This window comes from Gordonia sp. 852002-50816_SCH5313054-c, assembly GCF_001665925.1.
In the GTDB taxonomy this organism is placed as follows: Bacteria; Actinomycetota; Actinomycetes; order Mycobacteriales; family Mycobacteriaceae; genus Gordonia; species Gordonia jacobaea.
Genome location: NZ_LZTE01000029.1, coordinates 49,364 through 61,396 on the forward strand (window position 1 = coordinate 49,364; position 12,033 = coordinate 61,396).

Genomic DNA, 12,033 nt, shown 5'->3' on the forward strand with positions numbered 1-12,033 from the left:
AAGGAGAGCGCATGCTGCGTCGCGGACACACACTCAGTGCCAGCACTGCCGCCTACCTGGAGAAAATGGTGGTCGACGACCTCTCTCCCGGCGACAAGTTGCCGCCCGAGCGCGTACTCGCCGAGAATCTCGAGGTCTCCCGTACCACGATCCGCGAAGCACTCAGCGACCTCGAGCAGCGCAGGCTCGTCACCAGGACGCCCGGTCGCGGAACAGTCGTCGCGCCACGCTCGGCCAACGCCACTGCGCTATTGGAGACGATGAGCGACGACGCGGAAGAGGATCACGTCGCCGAACTGCGGATGCTGATCGAACCGCAGGTCGCGGGACTCGCCGCCGACCGGGCCACGGCGTCGGATCTCGTTGCGCTCGAATCAATCCTGGCGTCGACCCACACGGGCCTCAACCCCACCGAATCACTCGCCCAGGATGTCGCCTTCCACATGCAACTCGCTCGAGCAGCACGCAACCCGCTGCTGGTGTCGCTCTGCCAACTCAGTGCGGGGTGGGTCCAGACGGTCCGCGCGCGCTCGCACGCCACCCGCGAAGGTCGACGCAACTCCTACAACGGCCACCGCGACATCCTCGAGGCCGTACGCGCCAACGACCACCACCAGGCGGTCGCAGCCATGACCGCACACCTCGAAGAGGTCGTCCGACTCGTCGAACGGAGCAATCAGTGACGATTCAGAAAGCCGGGACTATGCAGAAAACCGGGACCGTGCACGCCGCGAGTGAGAACGTCATCCTCCCAGCGGGTTCAGGCCCGATCATCGGCGATGACTACCTCGACTGCCGACCCGACGACGTGTTCTGGGGCGATCTGCCCTGCGCGGCCGACACCGCCATCATGTCGATCGACCCGGGCACCAGCGTCACCATCGACACCCTCAGCCACGAAGGCATCCTTTCCGACCAGGGTCGTGATCCCCGCGCCTTCTTCGGTACGCACGGCGTCGACCCCGACATGGTGCTCGACGAGGCAGTCGCCCTGTGCGCCTCCGACCGCACGCATGTCCAGGGCGTCGACGGACCGCATGTCGTGACCGGGCCAATCGAGGTGCGTGGAGCGCAGCCGGGCGATCTTCTGGCGATGACCGTCGTGGAGACCAGGCGTCGAGTCCCCTACGGCGTCGTGTCGAATCGCCACGGTCGCGGTTCACTGCCTGGCGAGTACCCGCTCGGCGGTGCGACGTACAGCGCATTCGTGTCGGTCGAGGGCGAGGGCGACGATGCCCGCGGAGTTCTACCCCTGTCGACGTCGAATCCACAACTGGCCGCGCGCTTTCCGCTTGCGCCGTTCCTGGGCATCATGGGTGTGGCAGCCGCGGGCGACGTGCGACTCAACTCGATTCAGCCCGGTCCGCACGGCGGCAACCTCGACCTCACGCTCCTGACCGAGGGTGCGACCCTCTATCTGCCGGTGCAGGTTCCCGGCGCGCTGGCGTATGTCGGTGATCCGCACTTCGCGCAGGGCGACGGCGAGGTCGCGCTGACCGCGCTCGAGGCGTCACTACGGGCGACCATCCGATTCGACGTGATCCCTGCCTCCGACGTGACCGCGCGCTTCGGCGAACTCGTGGCACCGATCGCCGAAACCCGAGACTTCCTGATTCCGACGGGCCTCGACCCCGACCTCGACGTCGCCGTGCAGAATTGCGTGCGCTCCGCGATCTCGCTGCTGGGCGTGCGGTACGGCATGGAACCCGCGCAGGCCCTCGCCTATCTCAGCGCCGCAACGGATTTCAACATCTCTCAGGTCGTCGACCTGGTGAAGGGCGTGCACGCGCGGATTCGACGATCGGATTTCGCGCAGTGACCGCACCCGACGACCTCGACGCCGTCGTACGTCGATTCTGGGCAGCGGCAGCAGCAGACGACCACAGCGCCATGCACCGGTTTCTGTGCACCGACATCACCTGCGTCGCAGGCCCCGGGGTACTCCACGGTGTCGCCGACACCCTGCGTTCGGGCGCGCTCACACACGCCATCGGCAGCCTGATCGACGTCCATACCTGGAGTTGCGGAATCGATCTCGGTAGCGCACTCGTCGTCTACGACGTTCCCGAAGGAGGCAGGGCCGTGCAGTCGCAGGTGTGGCGACGTCACGACGCGACCTGGCGCCTCGTCACGGTCCACACGAGCACGCCGCGTCGCGGATTCGATTCGACGGTGTGGCGAGTCGTCGGCGATCCACTCATCGAGGCGGCAGCACCGGGACCGCTGACCGGAACGACGGTCGCTGTGAAAGATGTTTTCGCAGTTGCCGGTTTCCCCACCGGCGGCGGGGTACCCGCATACGAACGGTCGGTCCCGGCCGCAACCGAGCACTCCGCGGCCGTTGCGCGGCTGCTGAACTCGGGTGCACACATTCGCGGCATCGCCCGCACCGACCAGTTCGCCTACTCGATGGCGGGCGACAACCAGCATTACGGAACACCTCCCAACGCCGCGGTCCCGGCAGCGCTTCCCGGGGGCTCGTCGAGTGGCCCGGCAAGCGCGGTAGCCCACGGCGACGCCGACCTCGGGCTCGCGACCGACACCGCCGGGTCGATCCGCACTCCCGCGTCGTATCAGGGGCTGTGGGGCCTGCGTTCCACGCACGGGTCCATCTCCACGCGCGGGTTGTTGGCGCTGGCACCGGATTTCGACACCATCGGCCTGCTGAGTCGCGACCCCGACCTTCTCGCACTGGCGACCACGACACTGCTCGACGCCCGGTCGACGACCGACATCGGTTCCGGCATGCCGACACTCGACGATCTCGACATCGACGACGGTGAACTCGCCCGCCTTGCCGAGGCATTCCGCGTACACCAGGCATTCCAGGCATGGTCTGTCCACGGCGACTGGATCACCGCGCATCCAGGTGCACTCGAGGGATCAGCGGCCGCACGTTTCGCCGTGGCTGCGGCCATCGATGCCGACGACGACGCCCGGGCCCTTGACGAACTAGCGGCCCTCGCAGCGCAGTTCGACGAGCAACTCGGCGATGATGTCCTCGACATTCCCGCAGCGGCAACGGCCGCACCCCGCCGTTGGGCATCCGACGCAGAGGTCGAGAAGACCCGAACGGCCACACTGCAACTGACCGCGATCGCGGCGGCAACCGGTCGACCCGCGGTGACGTTCCCGGATCGCGAGACGTCGGATGGCCCCATCGGACGCAGCCTCGTCGGTCCGCGCGGCAGCGACACCGCGCTCATCGCTCGGGCGATCGAACTCGCGTCCGCCAGTCCCGCCGCCACCCCCGATCAAGGAGGATTCTCGCGTTGCTGACCCGCATTCACGCGATCCCCACCGAACGCATGCACCTGTCATTGATGCTGGCGCTCACGTTCACCACCGGCATCAACGACGCCGTCGGCTATCTCGGCCTCGACAAGGTCTTCACCGGCAACATGACCGGCAACGTGGTGATCCTCGGCATGGCGCTCGCGGGTGGTTCCGGCCTGCCCATCCTCGGACCCGCAATGGCCCTTGCGGGCTTCATGATTGGTGCAGCTATCGGTGGGCGCACACTGCGACACGCCGAGCGTCGATGGACGCTTGGCACCACGGTCCTGTTCGCAACGGTCTCCGCGACGATGGTCGCCTTGGCCATCACGCTGTTCATCTCCGGCGACCAGCCCGAACATGCGGTGATGATCACGGTGACGACAATCGCGGCCACCGCGATGGGCATTCAAGCCGCCGCGGCGCGCGCCGTCGCCGTCAAGGACGTGACGACCGTCGTCGTGACCTCGACCATCACCGGCCTCGCCGCCGACTCCTTCTTCGGGTCCGGCAAAGGCGGTGGAACAGGTCGACGCACCGCCGCGGTCATCTCGCTGATCGCGGGCGCGGCACTCGGCGTGGTGTTGATGCGCGTCCACATGGGCACAGCACTACTCGTCGCGGGTGTGGTGATCGCCGTGGTCGCCGTCGTCGGTGCCGTCCACGATTCGCCCACCGGCCGAAGGCACCGCTCCGCGACGCACTCCGCCGCCAATGCGGACTGACGTGCGAATATATTCGGTGTGACGCGGAATATATTTGTGTGTTAATTGTCGGGTAACAAAGGGTTCTTAGTTTCGACTCAGGCACTTCGGAGACCACTCCGATGTCACCAATGCCCCGAGGAGAATCATGAGCGCTTCATCCGACGCGCAGATCGCCACCGAGCACCATAGTGCGGCGGGCGAAAGCATCATCAAGGTCGGCTACGACCAGCAATTGACGAATGAGGATCTGGCTCCGCTGAAAGAGCAGAGCTGGACCTGGTACAACATCTTCGCGTTCTGGATGTCGGACGTGCACAGCGTCGGCGGGTACGTATTCGCCGGAAGCCTTTTCGCACTGGGCATCTCGTCGTGGCAGGTGCTCGTTTCACTGTTGGTGGGCATCGTCGCCGTCAACATACTCTGCAACCTGGTGGCCAAGCCGTCCCAGCAGGCCGGCGTGCCGTACCCGGTCACCACGCGAATCTGCTTCGGCGTCAAGGGCGCCAATATCCCGGCAATCATCCGCGGCTCCATTGCCGTTGTCTGGTACGGAATTCAGACATATCTGGCATCGACGGCATTCGGTTTGCTGGCGCTGAAATTCTGGCCGGCACTCGAGCCCTACGGCGAGAACGGTTCGCACGCGTTCCTCGGCCTGTCACTACTCGGCTGGGCCGGCTTCGTCGTGATGTGGGTGCTGCAGGCGCTCGTCTTCTGGAACGGCATGGACACCATCCGCAAGTTCATCGACTTCTGCGGACCTGCCGTCTACGTCGTGATGATCGCGCTCGCGGTGTACCTGATCGCCAAGGCGGGCTGGAGCAATGTGCACTTCGATCTGTCGGAGGGCTCCGGTATCAGCGGAACGTGGCCGACCATCACGATGATGATCAGCGCATTCGCCCTCGTGGTCTCCTACTTCTCGGGCCCGATGCTCAACTTCGGCGACTTCTCTCGCTACGGCAAGACCTTCGGCGAGGTCAAGAAGGGCAACTTCTGGGGTCTCCCGGTCAACTTCCTCTTCTTCTCGATCCTCGTCGTGTGCACCGTCTCGGCGGGCGCCACCGTGATCGGTCGCGACGCCGACGGCAAGATCGTCACCGACCCCGTGCACATCGTCGACCAAATCGACAACACCACGGCCGCCGTTCTCGGCGTACTGACCTTCGCGATCGCCACCATCGGCATCAACATCGTCGCCAACTTCGTCTCCCCAGCATTCGACTTCTCGAATGTCGCGCCCACCAAGATCTCCTGGCGCATGGGCGGCATGATCGCGGCGATCGGCTCGGTCATCATCACGCCGTGGAATCTGTTCAACAACCCGAGCGCAATTCACTACACGATGGACACCCTCGGGGCCGTGATCGGACCACTGTTCGGCATTCTCATCGCTGACTTCTACCTCGTGAAGAAGCAGAAGATCATCGTCGACGACCTGTTCACCATGAGCCCCGAGGGCGCCTACCACTACCGCGGTGGTTGGAACCCGGTTGCGGTCATCTCGGTGGTGCTCGCATCGATCATCCCGATCTGCTTCGTCATCTGGGGCACCTCGTACGAGGCCAGCTTCACCTGGTTCATGGGCGCCGCAGCAGGTTTCATCTTCTACTACGCCGGAATGAAGTTGGCCTCGCCGTACTTCCTCCACGGCATGCACGTCCCGGCAGCGACCATCACGACCGACATGGAGGTCGCCGCCGACGGCACCATGCTTCCCGGTTCGCCGACGGCAAGCCCTGCCGCCGAAGCAAAGGACACAGCGGATTCGACGTCGAGCGCCGAGGCCGAACCTGCATCCTGACACCCGCCTCGTGGCGACACCGCATCCGACGCAACTGCGCGGATCGCGATGTCGCCACGAGGCTCTGGTCAACACCTCAGAACGACGCCACATGAGAAGGCAAGGGAGACAACCACACCGATGAAGTTGTGCGTCATCAACCCCAACACGACCGCGGAGATGACCGCGGTGATCGCCGCCGCAGCACGGTCGGTGGCACGGCCGGACGCCGAAATCGTCGCGATCACCTCCGAAGCCGGCCCCTCGTCGATCGAGAGCCACGTCGACGAGGCACTCGCTGTCCCGGGACTACTTCGGGCCATCAGCGCCAACCCCGACGCCGACGGATATCTGGTTGCGTGCTTCGGCGACCCCGGCCTCGACGCCGCTCGTGAACTGGCTGTGGCACCGGTCCTCGGGATCGCCGAGGCCGCAATGCATCTCGCCGCGCCGCTCGGCCGAGGGTTCTCGGTGGTCACCACATTGCACCGGACGATCGGACGAGCCGCAGATCTCGTGGCGCACTACGGATTCAGCACGCAGTGTCGCGGCATCCATGCGTGTGAGATCGCCGTGCTCGACCTCGAGACCAACCCCGACACCGCCGAGATCCTCGCGAAGGCATGCCGTGAAGCGCTCGCGACGGACGGTTCCGACGCCATCGTGCTCGGATGCGCGGGCATGGCCGACCTCGCGGCCGAACTCTCCGCCGACCTCGGAGTCCCCGTCATCGACGGCGTCGCCGCCGGTGTCGGGATGCTCTCGGCGATGGCCGCGATGGGCCTGCACACGGGTACCGCGTCCGGCGAGTTCGCCGCACCACCGGTCAAGGAGTACCGCGGTCTGCCGCCCGAGCTCGATCCGCGATGACCCCGCAGGTTAGGGTTGATCCCCATGACCGTCCCCGCCGATCGATCGGCGTCCGACCACGACGCTGAAGTCACCGAACTGGCCTTCGCGGCAGCTCGTGGCGACCGTCGGGCGCTCGAGCAGTTCGTGCGGGAGACACAGCGTGACGTCTGGCGATTCGTCGCACATCTCGCCGACCCCCGCGTCGCCGACGACCTGACGCAGGAGACCTACCTCAGGGCGATCCGCTCGCTTCCACGCTTCGCGGGCAATTCGACGGCCCGCACCTGGCTCCTCGCCATCGCGCGACGCGTCTGCGCCGACGACGTACGCCGCGCAATGTCGCGTCCGCGCATCGCGGGCGGCGTGGACTGGATCGACGCCGCGGATACCCGGCAGCCGCGCTCGACGGGGTGGGAAGACGTCGTCGACGTCAATCTCCTGCTCGACGATCTACCTCCGGAACGACGTGAAGCTCTCGTGTTGACGCAGGTCCTCGGGCTGTCGTACCAGGAGGCTGCCGAGGTCACCGGCTGCCCGGTCGGTACGGTGCGTTCGCGCGTCGCCCGCGCACGCGAAGCGCTGATCGGCGCGGCCAACACTCCTCATCGGGGTGAACGCACCAGCTGACCTGCAGGCGACGCCGGTCAGGACCTAAGCCTTATGCCTTTTCTCAGGCAGGTTTGCGTACCCTTGAGAACGGCGACGGACCGTTATCCAGCCGTATCGGCGCATTCGTGTCGCGACGATGTGGTCGGTCCTCACCCCAGATGACGAGCGAAAGAGATGTGAGGGACCTGTGGCCGACAAGCGTCGCAAGCCGATCGTTGACCCGCGAGCGGCAGAGAAGCGCCGTTCCCTGCTGATGAAGATCGGTGCAGCCGTAGTGCTGGTCGCCCTGGCCGTCGGAATCGGCGTCTGGGTGCTCGTCTCGAACGAGTCGGCCACCGGATCGTCGAGCAATGTCACCGTCGCCACCGACAACGCCTACCGCGTCACCACAGCACCCAAGGGCACCACCCCGCCCGTCACGGTGACGGTTGTCGAGGACTTCCAGTGCCCCGCCTGCCGCTCCTTCGAGACCCAGTTCGCCGGTGCCATGGAGCAGATCCGCAGCAATCCGAAGGTTGCCGTCGACTACATGCCGATCGCCATCCTCGACCGGATGTCGACCACCAATTACTCGTCACGCGCAGCCAATGCCTCGGCGTGCGTCGCGCAATCGACCGCAGGTGACGGCAACTTCGACACCTGGATCAAGTTCCACAACGCGCTCTACGCCCAGCAGCCCGAAGAGGGTGGTCCCGGCCTGACCAACGATGAGCTCAACTCGATCGCCAAGCAGGTCGGAGCGACAAACCTCAAGCAGTGCATCGGCGACGAGCAGTTCAGCGGCTTCGTGAAGGACACCACCCAGAAGGCGCTCAACTCGGGAGTCAACTCGACGCCGACCATCAAGATCAACGGACAGCCGGTCCAGCTCAGCACCCCGGATGCCCTCATTGCAGCGGTCAACGAGGCAGCGAACAAGCAGTAGCCGACCGACACCATCGCACCCGATACGCGAGGCACCAACCATGAGCACGACACACGCCGACGACAACGCGCACGTCCCCGTCGACACCGACAAGGAGTCAATCGACGCAACGCGCGCCGACGCCGACTCGGAGGTCGCCCGGTCCGACACCGGCGAACAGTCGGGTTCACGAGGTCTGACCGGCCTCGTGCACGTGAGCCGACCCACCGGGTGGGTGCTACTCATCCTCGGGGTCCTCGGATTCGTCGCGGCGTCGACGCTCGCCATCGAGAAGATTCACCTTCTGCAGAACCCCGACTACGTGCCGAGTTGCTCGCTCAACCCGGTCATCTCGTGTGGCTCGGTCATGGAGAGTTGGCAGGCGGGTCTGTTCGGGTTCCCCAACCCGCTGATCGGCATCGCGGCGTTCGCGGTGGTCATCGTCACAGGCGTGCTCGCCGTAGCCGGGATCGCCCTCCCCCGCTGGTACTGGCTCGGCATGACACTCGGAAGCCTCGCGGGCTTCGTGTTCGTCAACTTCCTCGCATACTCCGCGCTGTACAAGATCCACGCGTTGTGCCCGTACTGCCTGGTCGTGTGGGTCGTCGTGCCGATCATTCTCGTGCTGAGCATCAACCGTGTCATCGGCGACAGCCCACGCGGCCGCGAGATTCGCGGTTGGCTGTGGGTCGCGCTGCCCGTCTGGTACGCCATCGTGATCGTCGCCATCCTCGTCGAATTCTGGGACTACTGGCAGACCCTGATCTGACGCGGTAGACGCCTTCGGGAAAATCCTCGGGAACTGTCCGGCACCCGCAGACGACATACTTGTAGGAGTACGTGCGCGGCCGGCGGATCGTCGTAGACGGGTGGTCGCAAACGGTCGGGTCATCCCCGACGCCGCGGCGCGCGTATACGGACGAAGAGATCGAGGACGATGTGACCACGCTGGAATCCCGCACGAGCTCGACCGGAGAACCCGAGTCGGCCCACGCAGGAATCGCCGACGCCGGGAACGCACTGCAACGAATCCAGCTCGACGTGACGGGTATGACCTGCGGCGCGTGCGCAGCGAGGGTCGAGCGCAAGCTCAACAAGGTCGACGGCGTCAAGGCGTCGGTGAACTACGCAACGCGCGTCGCGACGATCGACGCCGCCAACGACGTGAACGCCGACACGCTGTGCGAGGTCGTCGACGCGAGCGGTTACGGCGCAAGCGTCCGCAGCGACACTCCCACCCCCATTCCCGACACCGATGGCGACGAGGCCAAACGCCTGTTCCGTCGACTCGCCGTCGCGCTGATCCTCTTCATCCCTCTCGCAGACCTGTCGATCGTGTTCGCCGTCGTGCCGTCGACGAGGTTCACGGGATGGCAGTGGCTGCTCCTGGCGCTGGCGCTACCGATCCTGACGTGGTGCGCGTGGCCCTTCTACCGCGTCGCCGCAAAGAACCTCCGCACCGGCAACGCGACCATGGAAACGCTTGTCACGCTGGGTGTTCTCGCCGCGGCCGGGTGGTCGCTCTACTCGATGTTCTTCGCCACGGACACCGAATCGGCGGCGTCGCAGGGTGTGTGGGCTGCCATCTGGAGCGCCGACTCGATCTATCTCGAGGTCGCGACCGGCGTCACCGTGCTCGTCCTTGCCGGCCGCTACTTCGAGGCGCGAGCACGCTCCCGTGCGGGCGGCGCACTGCGGGCATTGGCCGCGCTCGGCGCCAAGGACGTCTCGGTCCTGCTGCGCGACGGCACCGAGATGCGCATCCCCGCGGGTGAACTGTCGGAGGGCCAGCGTTTTGTCGTCCGTCCGGGCGAGACGATCGGCACCGACGGCCTGGTCATCGAGGGATCTGCCGCCGTCGACATGAGCGCGATGACGGGCGAATCGAAGCCGGTCGACGTCGAGCCGGGTGAACCTGTGATCGGCGGAACCACCGCACTCAACGGGCGCCTGATCGTCGAGGCCGCGGCCGTCGGACCCGATACCGCGTTCGCAGGCATGATGCGTCTGGTCGAGGAGGCTCAAACCGGTAAGGCCAACGCCCAGCGCCTCGCCGACCGTGTCGCCGGTGTCTTCGTGCCGGTCGTCGTCGCGATCGCCGTGGTGACGGTTGGTGCGTGGCTGCTCGCAGGCGGTCCCGTCGAGCGTGCGGTCGCCGCAGGACTGGCAGTGCTGGTCATCGCATGTCCGTGCGCCCTGGGTCTCGCCACGCCGATCGCCGTGATGGTCGCGACCGGCCGCGGTGCCCAGTTGGGCATCTTCCTCAAGGGCTATCAGGCGCTCGATACCTCCCGCTACATCGACACCGTCGTCTTCGACAAGACCGGAACCGTCACCGAGGGCGCACTGTCGGTGACGCAGGTGTACAGCGACGACGAGGCGCAGCTCTCCGATGAGCGCCTGCTTGCGCTGGCGGGTGCCGTCGAATCCGCGTCCGAGCATGCCGTCGGTTCGGCGATCGTCGCCGCGGTCGACGAGGCGGACCGCCTCGAGGTCACCGACTTCCGCGCCGAACCCGGACGCGGCGTTGTCGGAACGGTCGACGGGCATCGGGTCACCGTCGGGTCACCTCGCTGGGTGTCGCAGTCGGTCGACGACGCGGGTGGCGTGATTCCGGCGGCGACCGCTCGTCGTCGTCGAGACGCAGAAGCCAAGGGCGAGACCGCGATCTACGTGGCCGTCGACGACCGACTGAGCGGACTGATCGCCGTCGCCGACACCGTGAAGTCCAGTGCCGCACCCGCCATCGCCGCCCTGCAGGCCGCGGGCATGCGCACCGTGCTGCTGACCGGCGACAACTCCGGCGCCGCACACGCGGTCGCCGACGAGGTCGGTATCACCGACGTGGTCGCCGAGGTGCTTCCCGACGCCAAGGTCGACGCGATCCGCGAACTGCAGGAGGCTGGGCACTCGGTGGCGATGGTCGGCGACGGCATCAACGACGGTCCAGCCCTGGCCACCGCAGATCTCGGCGTCGCGATCGGTCGCGGCACCGACGTCGCGATCGGGGCTGCCGACGTCGTGCTGGTGCGCGACGACCTGCGGGCCGCCCCCGCCGCGCTGAGCCTGGCGCGTGCCACCCAGCGCACGATCCGAACCAACCTGATCTGGGCGTTCGGCTACAACGTCGCGGCCATCCCGATCGCCGCGGCCGGCGTGCTCAACCCGCTGATCGCGGGCGCGGCGATGGCCCTGTCGTCGTTGTTCGTCGTCTCCAACAGCCTGCGACTACAGCACTTCGGCGCACGGAAGTAGCGCCGGTCCACGGTGTCGGGTGCTATCCCGCGTTGCGCTTTGCGCGCAGCGCGGCAAGGTCGGTGACGTCCGACGCCGTGTCGCCGTCACGAGCGGCGTCGTCGACATTCGTTGCGGCACTGGGTATCTGACGTGCCACCCGGCCACGACGTCGTGAACTGACCCGCGCGGCAACGGCGAGCACGATTGCCACGACCGCGAGCGCGATCTGCACCGCGGGATACCACAGCGGCGCGGAGCCACTGAGATAGCCGACGCTCAAGACGACTGCGGCGACGGCACATGCGACGGACGCGGCGTGGAGGGCAACGACCACCCGGCTCATCTCGTCGGCGTTGCGACGACGCGTGATGCCGTCGGCGTTTCGACGACGCTGTGTGCCATCGGGTTCGGATGTCTGCGACGCCTCGAGGATCGTCGTGCTGAGGTCCGGCGCCAGGTCGGCCGCCGCGAAGTTCATGCCCTGTGCGGTGCTGTACCAGCGCTGGCATGCGGGGCACTGAGCGAGGTGCTCATCGACGCGCGCAGCGGGCACCGACTCACGCTCGCCGTCGATTCGCGCCGACAGCGACTCCCGCGCCACCTCACATCGCATGGTGTCATTCTCCTCGCGCGGTCAAGCCGTCGAACGTCTCGACCCGACAGAC

Annotated in this window: 11 protein-coding genes; 10 read left to right on the forward strand and 1 reads right to left on the reverse strand. The window is 66.4% G+C overall.

Annotated features, from left to right (window positions below; genetic code table 11):
• Nucleotides 1-11 precede the first annotated feature (11 nt).
• The 10 genes from A5788_RS04595 (at nt 12) to A5788_RS04640 (ending at nt 11,386) form a co-directional block, all read left to right on the forward strand.
• Nucleotides 12-683: a FadR/GntR family transcriptional regulator gene (locus A5788_RS04595; protein WP_064868441.1), complete on the forward strand. Its 672-nt coding sequence runs from the start codon at nt 12-14 to the stop codon at nt 681-683.
• A complete protein-coding gene (locus A5788_RS04600; RefSeq protein WP_231894072.1) occupies nt 680-1,819 on the forward strand; it encodes an acetamidase/formamidase family protein in 1,140 nt (379 codons plus the stop codon). Before A5788_RS04595 ends, A5788_RS04600 begins: the two co-directional genes overlap by 4 nt.
• Nucleotides 1,816-3,279: an amidase family protein gene (locus A5788_RS04605; RefSeq protein WP_049698820.1), complete on the forward strand. Its 1,464-nt coding sequence runs from the start codon at nt 1,816-1,818 to the stop codon at nt 3,277-3,279. The genes A5788_RS04600 and A5788_RS04605 overlap by 4 nt, the downstream gene beginning before the upstream one ends.
• Nucleotides 3,273-4,001 carry a DUF1275 family protein gene (locus tag A5788_RS04610; RefSeq protein ID WP_049698819.1) on the forward strand — a complete coding sequence of 243 codons (729 nt, stop codon included), beginning with the start codon at nt 3,273-3,275 and terminating at the stop codon, nt 3,999-4,001. Before A5788_RS04605 ends, A5788_RS04610 begins: the two co-directional genes overlap by 7 nt.
• A gap of 127 nt (nt 4,002-4,128) precedes the next feature.
• Entirely contained in the window at nt 4,129-5,787 is a 1,659-nt protein-coding gene (locus tag A5788_RS04615) for an NCS1 family nucleobase:cation symporter-1 (RefSeq protein WP_049698818.1), read from the forward strand.
• 120 nt (nt 5,788-5,907) lie between these two features.
• Nucleotides 5,908-6,636 (forward strand): aspartate/glutamate racemase family protein, encoded by a 729-nt coding sequence (locus tag A5788_RS04620; protein ID WP_049698817.1) that lies wholly within the window; start codon nt 5,908-5,910, stop codon nt 6,634-6,636.
• Between the two features lie 24 nt (nt 6,637-6,660).
• Nucleotides 6,661-7,245 carry an RNA polymerase sigma factor SigC gene (gene sigC, locus A5788_RS04625; protein ID WP_049698816.1) on the forward strand — a complete coding sequence of 195 codons (585 nt, stop codon included), beginning with the start codon at nt 6,661-6,663 and terminating at the stop codon, nt 7,243-7,245.
• A gap of 169 nt (nt 7,246-7,414) precedes the next feature.
• The gene (locus A5788_RS04630; protein ID WP_049698815.1) at nt 7,415-8,152 is read left to right on the forward strand and encodes a DsbA family protein; all 738 of its coding nucleotides are present in this window, start codon (nt 7,415-7,417) and stop codon (nt 8,150-8,152) included.
• A 40-nt stretch (nt 8,153-8,192) separates the two neighbouring features.
• Entirely contained in the window at nt 8,193-8,900 is a 708-nt protein-coding gene (locus A5788_RS04635; RefSeq protein ID WP_049698814.1) for a vitamin K epoxide reductase family protein, read from the forward strand.
• A 230-nt stretch (nt 8,901-9,130) separates the two neighbouring features.
• Nucleotides 9,131-11,386, forward strand: coding sequence for a heavy metal translocating P-type ATPase (locus A5788_RS04640; RefSeq protein WP_442902895.1), 2,256 nt, complete (start codon nt 9,131-9,133; stop codon nt 11,384-11,386).
• 22 nt (nt 11,387-11,408) lie between these two features.
• Here the strand turns inward: A5788_RS04640 and A5788_RS04645 are convergent, their stop codons facing one another.
• Nucleotides 11,409-11,981, reverse strand: a complete 573-nt coding sequence (locus A5788_RS04645) for a zf-HC2 domain-containing protein (protein ID WP_064870182.1) — start codon at nt 11,979-11,981, stop codon at nt 11,409-11,411.
• Nucleotides 11,982-12,033: the final 52 nt, after the last annotated feature.

Excerpts from the sequence above, each read along its gene's own strand:
- A5788_RS04615 (WP_049698818.1), top strand. The coding sequence starts at position 4,129 with ATGAGCGCTTCATCCGACGCGCAGATCGCCACCGAGCACCATAGTGCG.
- A5788_RS04645 (WP_064870182.1), bottom strand. The coding sequence starts at position 11,981 with ATGCGATGTGAGGTGGCGCGGGAGTCGCTGTCGGCGCGAATCGACGGC.
- A5788_RS04620 (WP_049698817.1), top strand. The coding sequence starts at position 5,908 with ATGAAGTTGTGCGTCATCAACCCCAACACGACCGCGGAGATGACCGCG.
- sigC (WP_049698816.1), top strand. The coding sequence starts at position 6,661 with ATGACCGTCCCCGCCGATCGATCGGCGTCCGACCACGACGCTGAAGTC.
- A5788_RS04635 (WP_049698814.1), top strand. The coding sequence starts at position 8,193 with ATGAGCACGACACACGCCGACGACAACGCGCACGTCCCCGTCGACACC.
- A5788_RS04595 (WP_064868441.1), top strand. The coding sequence starts at position 12 with ATGCTGCGTCGCGGACACACACTCAGTGCCAGCACTGCCGCCTACCTG.